The following is a 19,929-nucleotide window of genomic DNA, read 5'->3' on the forward strand; positions in this document are numbered from 1 at the left end:
ACATACGGCAGAACAGGCCTGATGTACCACTGGCTGTATGTTAAATTATCTCATTATCAGACACTTACTCGCCGGGATGATACGTTTTTTCGGCGTGTTTCAACACATCTTCTTTATAAAAAAGAACATCTTTAAACTGGCCTTTGGTGTACATTTCGGCCTGGTCTTTAAAATGGGCCGACGCCGGGTCTCCGCTTTGTCCACCGGCCAGCAATGATCTGGCCTTAATTCTTGGCCCGAACTCAACTGCACAAATAAAGCTGTTACCGCTGATACCGTATCTCTTTTGCGTACCCGGATAAACACGGCTGTTATAAGAAGGCAACATTCCCCACAGGGCAGAGGCATAACCCATTGGCAGGCTGGGTTGCGCATCATCATATTTCCCCTGAATATCGCCCGTCAGGCGTTGAAAACGGTTTATGTCTCCCCAGGGTTTTTGCCAGGTACCAAATCTTTTCTGTAAATCGGCCAGGGTTTGGGCAAAAGGTATCACCAGCTGGTCGGCAGTGGCTACTTCGGCAAACTTTTTAGTGCGTGTAACCTGGTCGTCTTCGCCCTGGTCGATATAAATTTTCTGTATGGCCCCGTTTAATCGCTGCGCCCATTCAATAGCCCATGTGGTTGGTACAGAGCTGGTTGCTGTGCGGTAATCCCATTTTTTAAGCAAAGCAATGGGTTCTGCCAGTTGGCTATATAAAGAATCAGCGGGCTTTACATTCGTTTCAAATGACTTAACCAGTGCTGGCACCAGCACTTCAAAAGCAGAAAGGTAGTTATCGTACCCGGCTTCAATCATTTTATCAACCGTAAAATGATTGCCCTTACTTAACACACGGGCGGCATTTACCCCTCTGAAATTCTCGCCGTCAGGCGCCATGTAAGGCGGGTAAGCGGCTTTATCGGGGCTATTTACACCAGCCACAGTAAAAGGCGTTGAGTTGCAGTTCTGCAACCAGCCATTTGCAGGGTTATACAAATGAACGGTTTCGCTTACAGCGTGCAGGCCTTTCCATTCTGTGGCGCTGGTGCTGCCGTCAACGGGTTTAGCCCAGTTAAGTCTGGGGTCTCTTACTGGCACGTAGTTGCCATGCCAATAGGCAATGTTGCCTTTGTTATCGGCAAATACGGTATTGTTTGAGGTATTGGCTTTTAAATCCATCACCTTTTTGTAATCTTCCAGCCCTTTTGCTTTGGTGCGCTGCCAGCTTTGCACCAGGCTAAGCATAGAGCGGTTATAAGACCGCAGGCTCAGCCACTGGTCGTTGCGTTTGGCAATAACCGGCCCATGATGCGTGGCATAAGTGGTGAATGTGCGGCTTAATAACTGGCCGTCTTTCTGGTATTTGATGGTAATTTTCTTTTCTGAAACCGGCTTTAACCGGCCATTGTATTGATAAAAATACAGGTTCCCTTTTTGGGTGATTTTCTCGGCATATAAGTCTGACACATCTACTGCACTTGAAGTGTGCATCCACCCGCAATACGGATTAAAGCCCTGATACACAAAAAACTGCCCCCAGGTTACAGCGCCGTAAACGTTCAGGCCCTCTTCGCTTACCACGTGCACCTCCGGGCGGAAATAGAATGTTACGTGCGGGTTGATATACAAAATGGCATTGCCCGAAGCCGTTTTTGATGGCCCAACGGCAAAACCATTAGAGCCCGTCTGGTTCTCGGGGTCTTTGGGGGCATCCAGATAGGTAACTTTATCGCCCGAGTAAAAATTCTTTAGTTCGGCTATGGTGGCATCAGCCGTGCTAATGGCGCCAATGCTGCCGTCTGTCCAAAGTAGTGTATACCAGGGCTTAAAGCGAGTAAGCATGGCTGGTTTTACCTGCGGGTGTTTGTGCAGGTAATAATTAATGCCGTCGGCATAGGCATTCATCAGTTTTTTCAGCCAGGGCGCTGCCTTGTTGTAGTCGGCAATGGCTTCGGTGGTGTCTATCAGTAGTTTTATCTGTAAGTCGTTGTATAATTCGCTTTCGCCTTTCAGTTCGGCCATTCTGCCCAGTTTTTCAATGTAGTTCATTTCAACCCTTTTGAAATCGTCTTCGCATTGGGCATACAACAAACCAAACACCACGTCGGCATCGGTTTTGCCATAAATGTGCGGTATCCCCCAGTTATCGCGTATGATGGTAACTCTTTTGGCCTGCTGTTCAAAACGGTTGATTTCGGCAGACGAAAACCGCTGGGCAAATAATGAAACCGGCAAAAGAAGTAGGAGAAGAAGACGATTCATAAGGAATAGTTTGTTTAGATGATTCTACCTCCGAAAATAGATAAATTATCTAAGCAAGTCAATCGCACAGAAGGAATATAGACGAACGAGGGGGATTTTGAGAGTTGAAGCAATCAGAATAAAAACAAAATCTTTAGGCATAACTTCGGTTTAACATTTTTTATACCTTAATTTATAACATTTGCCAAAACTCTTTTTTGAATTCAGTAATATGGAAAATATCCAAGAAAATTTTTCTGATTTTCTATTCTATACAAGTACTAAAGGAAACATAAAAATACAAGTCATTGTAGGTAACGAAACCGTTTGGTTATCGCAGAAAAATATGGCTGAAATTTTTAATGTTGAAGTTCCTACTATTAATTATCATCTTAAAGAAATTTATAAATCTGAAGAATTAGACCAGCAATCAACTATTAGAAAAATTCTAATAGTTCAAAACGAAGGGTCGAGAAACGTAAAAAGAGAAATAGAGTTTTACAATCTTGATGCAATTATTTCTGTTGGGTATCGGGTTAATTCGCAGGAAGCAACACAATTTCGAATTTGGGCTACTTCAATTTTAAAAGAGTTTCTCATTAAAGGATTTACAATTAATGATGAACGATTAAAACAAGGACAAAGCTATTTTGAAAGTGACTATTTCGAAGAGTTACTGGAGAGGATTCGTGAAATCAGAGCCTCTGAAAGAAGGTTCTACCAAAAAATCACGGATATATATGCTCAGTGTAGCATTGATTATAACTCAAATGCTGAAACAACGAAAAATTTCTATGCAACTGTTCAGAATAAATTGGAATGGGCGATTATAGGTAAAACTGCTTCAGAAATTATAATTGAAAGAGCCTCAGCATCTAAACCATACATGGGGCTTACCTCTTGGAAAAATGAATCCAGAGGGGGCAAAATTTTAAAATCTGATGTAACCATAGCCAAGAACTATTTATCAGAAGAAGAAATTAAGGAATTAAACAGAATTGTTAATATGTATCTGGACTACGCTGAATTACAGGCAAGCCGAAAAAAACCAATGAAAATGAAAGACTGGATAGAACGTCTTGATTCTTTTCTCAGTTTTAATGAATATGAAGTTCTGAAAGATTCGGGAAAAGTTTCTCATGAAATGGCTAAAAGCTTTGCTGAAGAAGAATATTCGAAATTCAGAATTGTTCAAGATCAAAATTTTGTATCTGACTTTGACAAACATTTGCTTAAACAAATTGGGAAATTGAAAAAAGAAGATTAGCCCAATTCCACCTAAACAAATATTCTGACTATTTCCCTAAATTTTGTAGAAGACGCACTGCGTGCGTCTTCAGGGGTATATCTATTCAATAGAATTATTTATAAGAATAAGTATATAAAATCGTAAATAACCAAATTATACGATAAGCCGCAAGCATTGCGGCTTTACCAAAATCGTCAATTTACCTATAATGTTAAAAAAAACCGTCAGAATGATACATTAAAAGTATATATCACTCTGACGGAACCAAAAATAAATTTTGCATTTTCTCTTACACCACCCCACCCATTGCAGGGTCGGTAAAGCTGGCTTTTCCGTTTTCTACGTGGCCGGCATAGCGTTTTTCAAATGAGGTGTTACCTTTTATTTTCACGCTGAAATCGTACCAGTTATGATTTTTGGCCAGGTCAAGCACGATGGTAGCACCTGCACCCGCAGCCACAGTTTTGCTATGATTCCCTCTTTTATATGACTGGTCGACAACCTCAATTGTTACTGTCTGAGCGCTGTTGTTCCTGATTTTCAATTCTACATTGCCCGTCAGTTTTTTAAGGCTGCCTTTTACACGCTGGTACTCACAGTTTATCTGCACTTCCGGGTCCTGGGCGTTGCCTTTAAACTCGCGCATGTAGCCGTTTGGCCCGTAGGCAATGAGGTGATACTGCTCGTTTTCAAAGTCTTCTAATAACCACTGGTCGGCCAGTTTGTCGCCCGCTTTCAATGCGTAGTTCCAGGTTCTTACACTTTCAAAGCCTGTAATGCGGTTGCTGGCATCGCGCACGGCATATTTGCCCGGAGCGTAGACAATAAACGGTGCGCCGTCTGTCTTTTTACCAAATACTTCATCAGAGGCATGCAGGTCAATTGCAAATGCTTTTTTATCGGCATTCAGCTTGCCTTCGGCATATAACTGATACGGAATAGGCATGGCTTTTCTGATACCCGGCTCTTGCTTTGGCAAAATTCCCAGGTCTTTGCCTTCGTTCAATTGGGCTATTTCATCACTGTTCAGCTCCTTAAAGTTAGACGGCAGCTTTTTAAATTTAGCATTATAAACCGTTTTGATGAACGGTTCTTTCTGTACAAAGGCCGGTAACTGTATTTTTTCGCCGTTGTATGGCTCAAAAGACGAGGTCAGGTCGCCACAAACGGTTCTGCGCCATTGGCTTATGTTGGTTTCTGTTATTTCTTTTCCGGTTTTATGTTTCAGAAATTTCTCCAGAAACTGTAGCACCGACGTGTGGTCAAACACTTCCGAACACACATTACCCCCGCGGCTCCAAGGCGAGGCTATCACCATTGGCACCCGGAAACCCAAACCAATCGGGCTGGCGCGCGAGTCGCGCTCGGGGTTGGCACGTTTGCGTTTCAGCTCCTGAGCCAGACTTACCTGTTCCACCCCGGCATCAATACCGGCTGAAACTTTACCTGTACCGGGTTTATGCGGATTCGGCGGTACAAAAGGCGGCACGTGGTCAAAATACCCGTCGTTTTCGTCATACGTTAATATGAAAACGGTTTTCTTCCAGACCTCCGGATTTTTGGTAAGAATCTCCATCACCTCTGATAGATACCAGGCGCCAAACCAGGGTGCACCCGGGTGGTCTGAGAATTTCTCAGGCGCTACTATCCACGACACCGTAGGTAGTTTTCCGGTATTTACATCTTCTCTGAACTGATGCAATACATCTCCCTTGGGTACCTGCAGTTTGCGCTGCACGCCGTTGTCTTCATACTCAAGGGTTGTCAGTTTATGGTAATCTGGGTCTTTACGATTATTGGTAAAGGCTTTTTTATGGATATTTTTATGGAACTCTGACAGTTTTTCGAAATTCTCAGGCTTAAATTCTTCCAGGTCATTGAGAGCTATTGCCAGATACGCTTCTTTCTGCGCCAATTCTTTTTTAGCGGCGTTGTATTCATTGCCTCCGGCGCTTAGCCCTGCTATTTTGGTTTTCAGGGCTTCAATCATACCGGGTAATTCTTTCGCTACTTTTTGCAGATACTGGCGGTACTCGGGCGAGAATTTTACATGATACTGCTCAAACCACTCAATAGGGTTATCGGTAAAATTGGCCAGCCATGAGTCTTCTTCACCCTCAAAACCGGTGTCAATGCTTAGTTCGTTCTGGTAAATTTTCCACGATACATTGTTTTCTTCAAGCCGCTCTGGGAAGGTTTTCCATTTTGCCCATCTGTCATAATCAACGTCTTCGTTTTTTACATTAGCCTTTGCGTTTTCGTTTTGCTCTTCTCTGATGGTTCCCGTCCATAAGTACAGCCGGTTTGGTGTAGTACCCGTAAGCGACGAGCAGAAGTTCTGGTCACAAACGGTAAAGGCATCGGCCAGGGCATAATAAAACGGGATATCCTCGCGGTTATAATACCCCATTGTAAGTGGCATTTTCTTGAAGTCTTTGTTGCCCGACTGTTTCACATCCAGCCATTTATCGTACTTACCTTCGTTGCGGGCATCAACCTGGTTTTCCCAGGAGTGCGGTAAAGAGCTCATCCAGGTAGCTTTGGTATCTTTCAGGTCTAGTCTGAACGGCGCAAAGGTCTGCCCTGCTGAATTGGGCTGCAACCATACTTTATTTTTATTGGGCAGGGTTATGGCACGAGGGTCATTAAAGCCACGCACGCCCTGAAGTGTACCGTATGAGTGGTCGAAAGAGCGGTTTTCCTGCATCAGAATCACAACGTGTTCGGCATCTAAATAGGTGCTTCCTGTTTTGGGGTCAATGGCCAGAGCTTTTTGTATAACCGGGGGCAACATACCTGCCAGACCCGTACCGCTGGCCAGAACGGCTGCTTTCTGAATAAATTCTCTTCTGGTTTCCATATAGGCTTTAGAAGTGTTAGGGTGAGTTTAGTAAAAAATCCGGTTGTAAATATACGCCTAATAAGTGCTTTCCGGCCAGGCAGGGGGCAATTATTAACAATATCTTTACCTCAGTTACTATTACTTTATAATGCGGTAGATGGACTACTCCGCGTGCTGTAATCGGCGTTGGCTTTCATGGCTGTTTTCAGGCAATACCTTTCATTACCAGCTCAAAAATATAAAATTCGCCGGTTATGTTTTTGCGCAAAGCGGTGCTAATTACCTTTATCATGGTCTGAACCGAGGCAGTTGAAAACAGCACTTTTGAGGTCTGCAATAAATGCGTGTTAAAGCGGCTCAGGTCTTTTTGCTCAAACATGGTTTCGTAAATACAATGGTAGGTAAGCAAATGATATCTGGCGTCGCGGTGGTCATAAACCACTATCGGGTTGGCAGTGCTGATACCAAAGCAGAACAAAAACACGGGGAAATCGAAAAGCCGAAGGCCATTAAGGGTGTTGATTAAATCGGCATCAAAAAACTCATAATACTGAAATGCACTATTGACAGACTCTTGCGACAGCGCCAATTGGAGTTCGTGCAGTTTTTGCTTCATGATGTCCAGCGGTATGGCATCATAACTGAATTGCTCTATGGGCAGCCATTGTTCGGTGGCCTGATCCATGAATTCGAGATTGTCTTTTGATAAGCCCAGCTTGTAATCAAACAACGGATAACCGGGGGCAAAATAACCCAGATAAAAATATTGTAGCCCATGCCTTTTCGAAAATTCCATTTTCAGAAACATCAGGTATTTACCCAGGCTATGCTTTTTGTATTCGGGGTCGTAAAAACACGAAATCCCCGCCGATGTTTTCTCGCCCAGGTCAAAAAAACCACAGGCTATCAGCTTTGAATCATCATAAATGCAAATCTCTAGGGTTTCATAGATGTCATTATCGCCGTAGCCGAAAAGTAACTGTTGCAGGTTGGGGGCGGTGTCAAAAGCTACGTGGCTCTGATACCGGGCAAAGAGGTCTTCTTTGGTTTCGTCAATAAAGGCCTCACGTATAATTACATTGAATCCGGAGTTAAGTTTCCTGAGTTTTTTTTGAGTAGATGATTCACTGAAAGAGCGAAGGTTGATTCTTAGCCAGATAGCACTATAGATAATATCTTTAAATTTCAGAAAACTGGTGGTAAAGATAGCCTGCCCCATTCTGAACCAACCGTCTTCCAGATGTGCATCCAGGTCTGCGGGTTCTAATGATGGCGGGTAATATAATTCTGCTAACATGGGCTGTAATACTTTCTGACCGAAAACTAAGCATAAAGCCAAAGATTTCAAACCCGGTAAACGTATTTTTAATGCTTGCTAAACGGTTTTTTGCTATTGCCAGGCGTAAATGGTTAAGAATCAGACACTCGGCTGTGCCGTGCAAAGTAGCCCGCCCACAACAGTTTGAAAATAAATATTTGTTACTTTTGCCTTTAACTATTAAAATCGGCAGCCGTATGAGTTTTACAGCAACAATAACCAGATTAAAAAAGGCAATAATATGATAAGAATACTACACGTAATAGGTGGAATGGACAGAGCTGGTGCAGAAACGATGGTAATGAATATTTACAGAAATATAGACCGAACCAGAATACAGTTTGATTTTATTTACTTTAAAGCAAAAGCCTGTGATTATGATGAAGAAATACTAAGCCTGGGTGGTAAAATTTTTAGGATTGTGGAGGGGAATAGTTTTAAGCGCATTTACAGCTTATTCCGGTTTCTTAAGCACAATTCACAATATCAGGTAATTCATGCGCATACGCTGCTTAATATCGGATTTTGTTTTCTGGCAGCCAATCTTGCCGGTGTGCCAATCAGAATTGCTCATTCGCACAGTATTACTAATGCATCAGATAATTCTCTGGCCAACAGAATTTATCAGCAATTATCCATTTTTCTAATCAAAAAGTATTCAACAAACGCGATTGCTTGTAGTACTGAAGCCGCAGAATTTTTATTTCCTGAAAACAAAAAAGCTCTTGTTCTATATAACTCTATCGATATAGACCAGTACTTTGAAACCGGTAAAACCCATAAAGATTTTTTGCGTGAAACATTTCTACCAGGTAGTAATAGTAGAATATATGTTCAAATTGGCAGACTTGAGAATGTTAAAAATCACGCGTTTTCTTTACAGATAATGTATGTTCTAAAAAACAAAAAAATCGATTTCCATTTCTTTATTATAGGCCAGGGTACCTTAGACTCATTTATTAGAAACGAGGTTTCAAGGCTCGGGCTGTCTGGTAACGTAACTATGCTTGGGATAAGAGATGATGTACCACAACTAATGGCCGGTGCCGATGTAATGCTAATGCCCTCTTTGTATGAAGGATTGCCTATGGTGCTGATTGAAAGCCAGTGTATAGGTTTGCCAGCCCTTATTTCTGATAATGTACCAGCCGATGTAGACATGGGTGTCTCTCTGGTTAAAAAACTAAGCTTGAGTGACACCCCTGAGGAATGGGCGGAAGTTCTTTTTAATATTAAAAGAGAAGCCCCGAAACAACAAAGCATTGAAATACTGCGCAGCAAAGGCCTTGATATACAAGATGCCGCTAGAATTTATACTGATTTGTATCTTCAAAAAATAAACACTGCCAACTAGCCAATTCGGTTACGCCCCATTATAAGGTTATTTAAAAAAATTAAAAATAATTTGCGAAACCAATTAGTTGCACATAAATTTGCAACCGTTCGGTTTCGTACATAACTTTGAATCTGAAAAAGCGCTTAGAATTTGTCTTCTGTTTTTTTCTAGTATCCTGATAACGGTTATAGCGCATACGCAGCTAAAAAAGAGCTTAATTGAAATGGCCACAGAAAAGGCGGTGAGATTTGTAAAATTAGAATTACAGAAAAAAACGCAACAGATAAATGAAAAAACAACTTGAAAAGATATTTTTAACCATACAAAATTTGAAGAATAATGAGACAAAACCTGATATTTGATTTTACAGTAAACAAAGAAAACAATACAGTTGAAGTAAAACGCGAATTTGCCGCCGACCTGGACCTGGTGTGGGAGGCCTGGACCAACCCGGCAATACTAGACCAATGGTGGGCGCCCAAACCTTACAAGGCAGAAACGAAGTCGATGGATTTCAGGGAAGGTGGGCGCTGGCATTATGCCATGATAAGCCCGAAAGGCGAAAAACACTGGGGGGTAAACGATTACCTGACCATTGAAACACAGAAAGGTTTTTCTTGCATGGATGCGTTCAGCGATGAAAACGGAACCATAGACCCTAACTTACCCAGAACGTACTGGAACAACGATTTTAAACAAACCGGCAGCACCACTTTTGTAACCATTAATGCCCGCTATAACAGCCTCTCAGACCTGGAAAAAGTGATAGAAATGGGCTTTAAGGAGGGTTTCAGTATGGCACTGGAAAACCTTGACCAATATCTGGAGGCACAGTTTATGCTTCGCCGGCAAAACAAAACCAACAATAAGGCAAGGGTTTGCACGTACCTTAACTTTGCTGGTAATACAGAAGAAGCTTTTTTGTTTTATAAATCTGTTTTCAGAACTGATTTTGTCGGCAAAGGCATTCAGCGGTTTGGCGATATTCCGGCTGTGCCAGGTAACCCACCTGTAGCAGATGCCGTAAAAAATATGATTCTGCATGTAGAATTACCTATTACAGCCCATCATATACTAATGGCTACCGACGCACCCAAAGAAATGGGTTTTACCCTAACACAGGGCAACAATATGCACATCAGCATTGAACCTGACACCAGAGAAGAAGCCAAACGGATATTTGATGAACTGTCGGCAGGTGGCGTAGTCTCCATGCCTTTAGAAGATATGTTCTTTGGGGCTTACTTTGGGTCATTTACAGATAAATTTGGCATTAACTGGATGATTAACTACCAGAATGATTAAGCACTTACCTGCCCCTCTGTTGTTCAGCAACTACTGTTGGTGCAGTGGGGCATTTAATTTTAACCGCAGCACATAGCCGGGTCGGTTTCACCCCCTCAGATTGTCTATCCTCCCCCCTGTCAAAACGCGAAATCTCTGCTATATTTACCAATAAAAAACTATGCGAAAAATTATAGTTACTGAGTTTATAACGCTTGATGGCGTTGTGGAAGCCCCCGGAGGTGATGAAACCGCGCATCCGCATGGTGGCTGGCAGGCCCGCTACAGAAGCCCGGAAGGCGGAAAGTATAAAATGGACGAGCTAAAAAGTGTAGATGCACTTTTGCTTGGCAAAAATACTTACAGCGGGTTTAGTAACTACTGGCCTACCCAAACCGGCAACGATTTTGCCGACAGAATGAACCACTACCCCAAATATGTGGTATCTACAACCTTGCCAAATGCCGATTGGAACAACAGCCACATCATCAGAGATATGGCAACTGAACTGGCAGCGCTTAAAAATACCCAGGGCGGCAATATACTGGTTTATGGTAGTGCCACGCTGGTAAAAAGTTTGCTACAACATAACCTGATAGATGAATTACACCTGATGCTGATACCCGTAGTAGTGGGCGGAGGGTTGAAGTTGTTTGATGACAACCTGCAATTAAGAAATTTTTCCCTTAGCCGCTCGCAGGCATTTGAAAACGGAGTAGTAGTATTAGAATATCAATTGCTGCCATAGCTTAGCAGGTTTCAAAAAACTTAATTATATGTGCAAAGCCTTACAAAATAGTCATTTCGTTTTCGTAAAGGCAGGTTCATCTTTATGCCCATGGCAGCCGGGCTATAGATGCTTCTCTAAATTTTTCTAATCATAAAACTACAGCCCCTTTTGGTTGGTTGGGTTACGCCATGCCGGCCGTTTTACCAGATAAAACGCAAGCCCTTGTACCTATAAATTATTAAGAAATTATTAATAATTTTTCTTAGACAAATTCAATTCGGTGCATTAATTTTGTCTGGTATTATTACTAATTCTATTATTTAAACGTACAATGAAAAACCTAACCATCACCACATCTGCCTTAGCCATCAGGCACAGCCATTTTCTGCTTTTACCTCTAAACATCTGTATTAATCCTGCCTGAAAAACAGTTTTATCGGTTTGTTTACAAATTACTTATCAGCAATAATACCCGCTTAAAATTGCGGTTGTTTAAAAACAACCCATGCTTACGCTCGCCTTATTGCCTCTGATAAGGGCTTTACTCTGTATCCGTATTTCAGTGTTTACGTGTCTGTCTTTTTTTTAAAGACAGGGCTGCTGTGTACCCCTTAAAAAATACGAGCTTATGTCCAATCCTAAATGTAATTGTAAAAATGCAGAAGAAAACCACTAAAATTCCTTTGTCTATTGTTACCCTGACCCTTAATAACCAGCGGACTCTGGATAGCGTATTAAAATCTGTTGCAGACTGGGCCGACGAACTGCTGGTGCTTGATTGCGGCAGCACCGATGAAACCGAATCGATTGCACGTAAATATGAGGCCAATTTCTTATATCGAAAATTTGACAACTTCGGAAAACAAAAAGCCTATGCGGTTTCGAAAGCTAAAAACGACTGGGTTTTTATTGTGGACTCTGACGAGGTAGTGAGTGACGAGCTACGGGAAGAAATTCTTGATGTTTTTCAGAACGCCAGCTTTGAGGGCTACATGATACCCAATACTTTGATATTTCTGGGTAAACCCCTGCGTTATGGGCGCGAATACAAAATGCCGCACCTGAGATTATTTAACCGTAAACACGGCAACTATAACGATAAGGAGATACATGAAGATGTGATTCTGAACGGCAAAAGAGGCTCACTTAAAAACCATGTGTTGCATAACAGCTATGCCGATGTAACCGATTTCCTGAACAAAATAAACAACTACACCACCAAAGGAGCTGTTGAATTGCACCGGGCAGAGAAAAAAGTCTCGGTATTCAACATCATCATCAAGTTTCCGTTGAAATTTTTTATAGAATATCTGTTCAGACTAAACTTTCTGAACGGTTACCGTGGTTTTGTGTGGTCTTTCGGGCAGGCATTCGGGTCTACCATGAAGTACATCAAACTTCATGAAATTAATCAAAACAATTTTAAATCCGGATACTGATGTTATCTATTTTTATTGCCCTGCTGGTAGCAGGCGCCCTCTGGCTTTACCTACTTGATGCCTCTGGCAGAGGTATTCCGGTATTAATGTACCACAAGGTATCGCCTGAACACGCCGACGACCTGACCGTAACCACAGCACAGCTGGAAGCGCACCTGCAATACCTGCAGGCCAATGGCTACCATATTTTGCCTATGCAACGCCTGCTTACCTATGTAACCACCGGCGAAGCCTTACCTGCCAAGCCGGTTTTTATTACATTTGATGACGGATACCTTAATAATCTGCATTATGCATACCCTTTGCTTCAAAAATACAAAGCCCCGGCCACTATTTTTCTGCCTACCGCCTACATAGGCCAAACAAGCAGCTGGGACCATAAAGCTGATGATTTAATGAATCTCGACCAGCTAAAATCGCTTGACGAAGCACTTGTTTCCTTTGGCTTGCACTCGCATTTGCATCAGAGTTATCAGGCCTTGCGCTTAGACGAAATAACCACAGACCTGCAACAGAACATGGGCTTTTTTAAAGACAATGGCTTATCGTTTTTGCCGGTATTTGCTTATCCTTACGGAAAAAGGCCTAAAAATCGAACCATGCTGAAGCAAATGAAAGCCCTGATGCAAAATACGGGCGTTGTTGCCGCCTTCAGAATTGGCAACAGACTGAACAGATTTATGAAGGATGTGTATGAATTACAGCGGTTGGATATAAGAGGAACAGACACCCCGGAGGCATTTCAGAAGAAATTGAAAGGAAGAGCAAAACTGCCTTTTTAATAATAAAACCCGAATGGTTTGGAAGGTTAATCAAAAAGCACGTGTTACTTCGTGCTTTTTGATTAATTTCTGACCCTGTTGATGTTAAACCGTTTGCAGATAAAGCTTTTCAAGCTCGTTGGCGGTTATGTCGGCGGCATTGATGACCGACACCAGGTTACCTTCTTTCATGATACCAATTCTGCTGGCTACTTCTTTGGCTCTGAAAATATCGTGCGTGGCCATCAGAATAGCCGTGCCGCTTTGCGAGAGTTCTTTTAGTATCTCTGAAAATTCGTTCGAGGCTTTGGGGTCCAGGCCACTGGTGGGCTCGTCTAACAATAAAACTTTGGCTTTTTTGGCAATAGCAATGGCTATACCTACTTTTTGGCGCATTCCTTTAGAATACCCCCCTACCCTTTGTTCATGAGCGGTTTGCTGCAAACCGGCTTTACTTAAAAAAGTACCGAGTTGCTCTTTTGAATAGCTGAACCCCGCCAGAGAAGAAAAAAAGCTCAGGTTTTCTATGCCCGTCAGGTTAGCATACAGCATTACGGTTTCGGGTATGTAGGCCAGGTCTTTTTTGGTTTCTGTTGCATGGCCCACAACCGACTTTCCGTTAATGAAGGCCTCGCCCGAGGTGGGTTCAATAAACCCTAAAAAACAATTAATGGTGGTGGTTTTACCAGCGCCATTCTGCCCCAGCAGAGCAAAAACCTCGCCAGGTAAAATAGTTAGATTGAGCTGATTGAGGGCTGTATGCTCACCATATTTTCTGGTTAAGTTGGTTGCAGTTAGCATGGATATCTTTGTTTACAGAGAATGATTATTTGAATACAATTTTTTAAAATTTCTTTGCGCCCACAGCAGGCAAAGCCCGGCAGCAATCAGTAAAGGCAGCAGCACATTTGCCCACTTTACATTTACCTGGTCATGAAAGTACTCTAACTTAAAAACCTGCCAGTTTTGCTTTAGCACTGGCTCGTTGTTGAAAATCTTCGGGTAGAAGTACAATTTTCTGCGTTCGTGAAATTGCTCCAGATTGTCGGCGAAATTCATATAGTTTTTCATGTCAGACAAACTCAGTGAATTGAGCATCAACTGGGTATGAATGGTAGGCACAAACCAGCTTACAGCCAGGCCTGCATTGTTGCGTTGCTGTAGTTTTTCTTTCAAAGCTGCTACCTGCGTGGCCGACTCGTCGTCTCCCATTTGTTGCATGGCATAATACCAAAGCCAGCTGTAGTCGGCACCGGCCGGGTGGGTGTAGTTACTGAATTGCGGATAATGCCTGTGAAACTTTGCAATGGTAGGTTCTTTGGGTTTGTCCCATTGGGTATGGTAACCGTCGCGGCTTTCAAGAACCGTGCTGAAAGCCTCCGGCACCGGATAAAGGTTGGCAATAGCCGCATTGACAGATGCCGGAATTACTATAGTAAGTAATACCCATGATATAAGCAGCATGAGGGCATTCTGACTTGAATTTTTTTGAAAAGACACCACCAGACAGACCAGACAAAACCAGAAGCTGACATATAGCACTGCACTGACAATAAAAGCGCCAAAAGCGGCATCGGGCGGTATAGATAAATAGAACCACGCTACCAGAAACAGCAGCAATAGCACCAGCAGCACACTGGCATAGCGGATACCCATTTTGGCACGGAGTAGCTTTGCGGGTGAAGCCGTCTGGCTCAGCACCAGGCTCCAGGTGCCTTCTTCTTTTTCTTCCGATAACAGATTGAAACCAAATGCGATAATAATAAGCGGAAACAGATAAATGAGTACGAAGCTGAAATCAAGATTACCGATCAGCTGGTACATGGGGTTCATGAGGTCGGTATTATACTTTTGTTCCTGAAGGCTTCTGATGGTTACGCTCATTACAGCCGGGTTGATGTCTCGCTGCCCCACAGATAGCCCCGACAACGGCGTGCCTGAGTTGGCCAGCCCGAAACGGACATAGTAAAGCAGCAAGCCCATTTCTTTGTTAACGTTCTGCACGTAACGGTCAATGTTTTCCTGCTGATAATGAGCGGTTTTCTCAATAATTTCGCGGTTTCGTTCCAGAAAATGCTTTCCTATATATAAACTAAGCAAACCTGAGGCAAATAATATAAAAAGACCGGTGATAAAGCCTCTGGACCGTAAAAAGTTCTTTATTAGTAGGGCTGTCATATCAAAAGGCTTTAAAGTGTTTTGAACTGATTTTTATGAGCAGAAATAAACCTGCCGCCCATAAAAGGATTGATAAAACTGAAATGATTTCGTTGCTGAAAACCCTGGCAAACGGAGGGAATCTATGCGTAAAATCCGGAAATTCTTCCCAATACTTATGGCTGATGATGGCTCTTTTATCGGCAGAACTCTTAACCTTGTTGCTAATGTGCTTTATCTGTAGCTCGTTAAGCGTTTGTGCCATTTTATACCGGTAGGCTTCAACCTGATTCTGGAAATCGTTATAAGTGGCATAGTCTGTACCTGCCAGCGCCATTGAAAGGTTTTTAATAGCTATAAATGGGTTAAGCAAGGCTGTTATACGCACCGCATTCTGTTGTTTTTCATAAATACCAACCAGTTGCGCCTGATGCCTGCCGTAGGTTTCGGCACTGAGGCGTTCGCCTTCACGCATGACGTATCCGCTGTAATTAAATGGCAGCTTGTGGGTTGAGTCTACCCCATAGGCCGTCAGCAACGAGTCTTTCAGCGCTTTATAATGAGGGTCGTTCGGATTATGGCTGTCTCCGTGTTTTATCAGCTCTGCTTCAACGGCCGTATCAAACGCTATCTTGGAAGGCGAAGGAAACAGATTCTGCCCGGCCACCTGCGACACCTTTGGCAGTATAAGTGTAAATAACAACCAGACACCTATCAGCTTTATCAGTGCCGACTTGGTATTTTTGCTTTTGGCAGACACATAAACCGCCAGTAAAGCAATAATAAAGCAATAAATGGCATAGGCAAAAACCAGCACTGCAAAACGCCACACCGCCTGCGGCGATTGCCACGTTTGCTCATTGCAAATCAACAGCAGCCCGCCAGCCACAAAAGCAGGCACAAGCACGCCCAATGACAAGCCAAACAGCCCCAGCGCCTTACCTGTTACAAGCTCGGGCCAGCTGATGCCCTGCGTTAATAGAATGCGTAAGGTGCCGTTTTCACGTTCGCGGGCAATCAGGTCAAAGCCCCAGAAAAACAATAAAAGAGGCAACAACATTTGCAGAATAAGACCGGCTGAAATTTCGCCGAACCTCAACAAACCATTTGAAAGGCTGGCTTCAGAGAAATTGACGGTGTTCTGGCGGTGCGCTTCTAAAAAAACGGCATTGCCCAGGTAACTGTCCATGCCGGGGTCGAAGAAACTCAAGGGAAATTTCTGTCTGAAAACCACGTAGCCGTAGTGTGCCATCCGGTGCGGGTGTTTGTCGGGGTTGTTTTCCCAGCGTTCGCGCACCTCGTGGCTAAAATCATTTACCTCTGTTTGCTGCTTGTGCATGTGGCTGTAGCCCGACAACAGGGCAGCCAGCAGCATACAGTTAAAAATAGCAATCAGAATAATCGTGCTCCGGTTTTTTATGGTGCTCTTCCAGACCTGTGCCGAGAGTATTTTTATAATGGGGTATCGCATAATTTATAGATTTTTCAGCAAGTCCGGATTCGGTGACATTGCATTTGCGCGTGTATCAAAAAGCATAAGTTGCCGTTAACATGAAGTTTCTGGGTGCCCCCGGAAACAAACGTGTGTAATTTTGGGCGCCTATCCAGTAGGTTTTATCAAAAACGTTGTTGAGGTTCAGGGCCACCTGAATATTACTTCTGGCTGGCTTATAATAAACGGCGGCATCAACGGTAGCAAAACCAGGCACTTCAAATGCCCTGCTGAACCACGGGATACGGCTACTTTGTGCCTGCAACCCAAGGCCCACGCCCAGGTCTTTCAGCGCCGATGTACTGCCGAAATTGAAGCGGGTCCATAAGTTACCGCTATGGCGCGGAGTATTCTCTTTGCGTTGGCCGATCAGTTTTTCGTCTTTGTCCATTCTTATTACGGCATCTATAAAACTATAAGAAGCATTGATTTGCCATTGTGGAAGGATATACCCCGCCACATCGGTTTCAAAACCACGGCTGCGGTCGGCGCCACGTTGCACCAGCAGGTCGGGGTTGGCAGGGTCGTTGGCATTCATCAGAATGTTTTTCTGGTTAATTTCATAAACGGCTGCACTTAAAGTAAACAGGCTACCCCCTAGTGTAGATTTTAATCCCAGTTCTTTCAGGTCGCTTATCAGCGGTTTAAACTGAGCTGCCGACTTGTCGGTTCCGAAGTAATTACCTGTGCTGGGCATTAACGTAACCGTGTTAGACTGCGGCTGATATCCTTTAAGATACGTAGCGTATATGTTTACGCTGCTGCTTAGCTCATAAGTTAAACCCACGCGCGGTATTAAAGCCGTGTTTTTAAATGAAGCTTCTTTGGGTGCATGGTAGTTGGTTATGTCTTGAAACCACTCGTTTCTGAGGCTAAACAAGGCCGCAAACTTACCGGCCTTTATTTGCTCCTGCGCATAAAGGGCATTTGTGCTTGTAAGTGCAGCCGGAAGCGCCGTACGGACGTTCATAACGTAATCGTTCAGGTTTCTGATGGTATAAACCGGATTGTTGAGGTCGAAATAATTAACGTTAGGTTTAGGCAGGGTTTTGCCGTCTATGGTAGTGGTCTGATAATTGGCTGCATTGGCTACCACAAAGCTATTGCTTGTGGTACCGTCTTTGAGCAGAAACCCTCGGGCCGAATTCTGGCCGCCGCCCTTCAGTTTATACCAGTTTTGCAGGTCATAGCCTACCACCAGTTTGTGCATGGTTTTGCCGAGGTCAAAATTGAAATTAAAGTAAGCGTTCAGGTTATCGGTGTTCCAGTGCTGTTTGCGCTGAAGCAGTTGCATCATAACCAGACTGGTAACGGGTGCCCCGCTGATATCGGTAGCAAAAGCGTTGGTAGTGCGGTGTTCCTGGAGGTCTTCTGTCCAGGTTTGCTTCATGTAGGCCGCATTAAAACTGATATGCTGACTAAATTTATGAGAAAGGTTAGCGGTCAGAATCAGTTCTTTCGATTTAAAGAAGTCGTTTGGTGCGCCCAGATTAAGGCTGATAGGCGTGCTGTTGAGATTTGTTTTACCGGCTACGGCGCCAAAAATCGGCTGGCCTCTGTCCAGGTTGCCAATCATGTTGCTGAAAATCAGCTCCGTATTAATGGCGGTTCTGCTGTTGGGAATATAGCTGAAAGAAGGCGAAACAAGCACTGATTTATTGCCGATTAAATCGCGGAAGGAACCGGCCTCCTGATAAGCCCCATTCAGGCGGTAAAGCAAGGTTTTTGATTCGTTGAGCGGGCCGGTGAAATCAAGCGCCCCCCGAAGCGTGCTGAAACTACCTGCACTCAGGCTTACCTCTCTTCTTTTCTCTGTCAGCGGCTTTTTGGTTATCATATTGATACTGCCACCCGGGTCAACACTCGAAAACGTAACCGACGCAGGGCCTTTCAGAACCTCTACCCGCTCAATATTGGTAGTTAGCGGTTGCAAAAAATAATATTGTCTGGTGCGCATACCGTTGATAATCTGGCCTTCTTCGTTCTGGCTTATACCTCTTATATTATACTGGTTATAATAACTGGACGGAATAACCCCGCTGGCAATTTTAACGGCATCAGCCAATTGAAAAGCCTGCCTGTCGGCTATCAGTTCTTTGGTAACCGTACTCATGGCCTGCGGCAGCTCTTTATTTTTTATGGCAATTTTTGTGGCCGAGAAGCTGTAATCGCTGGTATAGTCTTTTCTGGCGCGCCCTACAATTTCAACATCCTGTAACTGGTTGGCAGCCGGCAAAAGCAGCACGTTAACCGTTTTGTGTGCTTCGCTGAGAGTGCCTTCTACTGTGTGGGTTTCATAGCCAATTGAACTAAACACCAGTTTAAATTTTCCGTTGGGCAGGTTTTCAAAAATAAACTCCCCCTTACTATTGGTGAGTGTCCCCTTTTTAGCCGCCCCGACCTCCAGATTGACAGTAACCCCGGCTGCGGAAGTCTGGTCTTCATATTTCACCAGCCCTTTTATCTGGCTTTGCGCGCGGCTGTTAAAAGTGGCTCCTAAAAAAAACAAGGTAAAAAAGAGTAAATGTATAGGTTTCATTAATGATTAAGTTTTGTGTAAATTCAAAATTTTTGTTTTGCAATATTGTTGCAAATGTACGCATGATTTTTGTTTTTGCAATAATGTTGCAAAAACAAAAGCCATAAAAACCTTAGTCGGCACGATACCTGATGCCAATTTGCGACATGGCGGATAACCGGTTTACAAAAACCTAAAAGGCGTATCTGCCGGATATTTGAGAGATACACTACAAAACCCGATGTAAAGTAGCTATCAGCAAGGATTGGCCATGTTTGGGCAGCCAGCCTGAGGGGAAGAAAACTTAAACCGTTATCTTTGTATTGAACGAACGAGTGACTATTAGCAGAACCCGGATAATGAAATTGACTAAGTAGAATTGAGTTACGTATATCTACTATCGGCAGTTTCGTTTAGAGACGCGCATTTAGTCTGATTAGCCTGAATAATCAAAAAATCCAACACTTTAAAACCCGCTTTTGCAAATGACAATCAGAAAAACAAAACTTATCTCCTGTTCCGGTTCAGAAGATTACAGCATCTTCTGACGCCCGGTCTTTTTTATGTTCCATAACCGTT

General features: G+C 43.3%; 13 protein-coding genes. 6 read left to right on the forward strand and 7 right to left on the reverse strand.

What is annotated here, in order from left to right:
- Positions 1-64: 64 nt before the first annotated feature.
- Complete coding sequence (locus tag NZ848_RS05010) at positions 65-2,245, reverse strand: penicillin acylase family protein (RefSeq protein WP_259014611.1); 2,181 nt, start codon at positions 2,243-2,245, stop codon at positions 65-67.
- A gap of 211 nt (positions 2,246-2,456) precedes the next feature.
- Between NZ848_RS05010 and NZ848_RS05015 the strand changes: the two genes are divergently transcribed.
- Positions 2,457-3,491, forward strand: a complete 1,035-nt coding sequence (locus tag NZ848_RS05015; protein ID WP_259014612.1) for a virulence RhuM family protein — start codon at positions 2,457-2,459, stop codon at positions 3,489-3,491.
- A 271-nt stretch (positions 3,492-3,762) separates the two neighbouring features.
- Here the strand turns inward: NZ848_RS05015 and NZ848_RS05020 are convergent, their stop codons facing one another.
- Entirely contained in the window at positions 3,763-6,333 is a 2,571-nt protein-coding gene (locus tag NZ848_RS05020) for a phosphocholine-specific phospholipase C (RefSeq protein WP_259014613.1), read from the reverse strand.
- Between the two features lie 187 nt (positions 6,334-6,520).
- On the reverse strand, positions 6,521-7,612 hold the full coding sequence (locus tag NZ848_RS05025) for a GNAT family N-acetyltransferase (protein WP_259014614.1): 1,092 nt from the start codon (positions 7,610-7,612) through the stop codon (positions 6,521-6,523).
- Positions 7,613-7,874: 262 nt separating this feature from the next.
- Here NZ848_RS05025 and NZ848_RS05030 point away from each other — a divergent pair, with 262 nt between their 5' ends.
- The 5 genes from NZ848_RS05030 (at position 7,875) to NZ848_RS05055 (ending at position 13,204) form a co-directional block, all read left to right on the forward strand.
- On the forward strand, positions 7,875-8,987 hold the full coding sequence (locus NZ848_RS05030) for a glycosyltransferase (RefSeq protein ID WP_259014615.1): 1,113 nt from the start codon (positions 7,875-7,877) through the stop codon (positions 8,985-8,987).
- Between the two features lie 321 nt (positions 8,988-9,308).
- Positions 9,309-10,274 (forward strand): SRPBCC domain-containing protein, encoded by a 966-nt coding sequence (locus NZ848_RS21495; protein ID WP_309600820.1) that lies wholly within the window; start codon positions 9,309-9,311, stop codon positions 10,272-10,274.
- 160 nt (positions 10,275-10,434) lie between these two features.
- Positions 10,435-11,001 carry a dihydrofolate reductase family protein gene (locus NZ848_RS05045; RefSeq protein WP_259014616.1) on the forward strand — a complete coding sequence of 189 codons (567 nt, stop codon included), beginning with the start codon at positions 10,435-10,437 and terminating at the stop codon, positions 10,999-11,001.
- A 638-nt stretch (positions 11,002-11,639) separates the two neighbouring features.
- Positions 11,640-12,422, forward strand: a complete 783-nt coding sequence (locus NZ848_RS05050; RefSeq protein ID WP_259014617.1) for a glycosyltransferase family 2 protein — start codon at positions 11,640-11,642, stop codon at positions 12,420-12,422.
- Positions 12,422-13,204 carry a polysaccharide deacetylase family protein gene (locus NZ848_RS05055; protein WP_259014618.1) on the forward strand — a complete coding sequence of 261 codons (783 nt, stop codon included), beginning with the start codon at positions 12,422-12,424 and terminating at the stop codon, positions 13,202-13,204. The genes NZ848_RS05050 and NZ848_RS05055 overlap by 1 nt, the downstream gene beginning before the upstream one ends.
- A gap of 84 nt (positions 13,205-13,288) precedes the next feature.
- Here NZ848_RS05055 and NZ848_RS05060 read toward each other — a convergent pair whose 3' ends face one another.
- The 4 genes from NZ848_RS05060 to NZ848_RS05075 are packed head-to-tail and all read right to left on the reverse strand — an operon-like array spanning position 13,289 to position 19,371.
- Positions 13,289-13,984 (reverse strand): ABC transporter ATP-binding protein, encoded by a 696-nt coding sequence (locus NZ848_RS05060; protein WP_253525853.1) that lies wholly within the window; start codon positions 13,982-13,984, stop codon positions 13,289-13,291.
- A 12-nt stretch (positions 13,985-13,996) separates the two neighbouring features.
- Positions 13,997-15,361, reverse strand: a complete 1,365-nt coding sequence (locus tag NZ848_RS05065) for a DUF3526 domain-containing protein (protein ID WP_259014619.1) — start codon at positions 15,359-15,361, stop codon at positions 13,997-13,999.
- A 1-nt stretch (position 15,362) separates the two neighbouring features.
- On the reverse strand, positions 15,363-16,811 hold the full coding sequence (locus NZ848_RS05070; protein ID WP_259014620.1) for an ABC transporter permease: 1,449 nt from the start codon (positions 16,809-16,811) through the stop codon (positions 15,363-15,365).
- Between the two features lie 55 nt (positions 16,812-16,866).
- Positions 16,867-19,371, reverse strand: coding sequence for a TonB-dependent receptor (locus NZ848_RS05075; RefSeq protein WP_259014621.1), 2,505 nt, complete (start codon positions 19,369-19,371; stop codon positions 16,867-16,869).
- Between the last annotated feature and the right edge of the window lie 558 nt (positions 19,372-19,929).

The sequence above is a fragment of the Emticicia fluvialis genome (assembly GCF_024793945.1).
Classification (GTDB): Bacteria; Bacteroidota; Bacteroidia; order Cytophagales; family Spirosomataceae; genus Emticicia; species Emticicia fluvialis.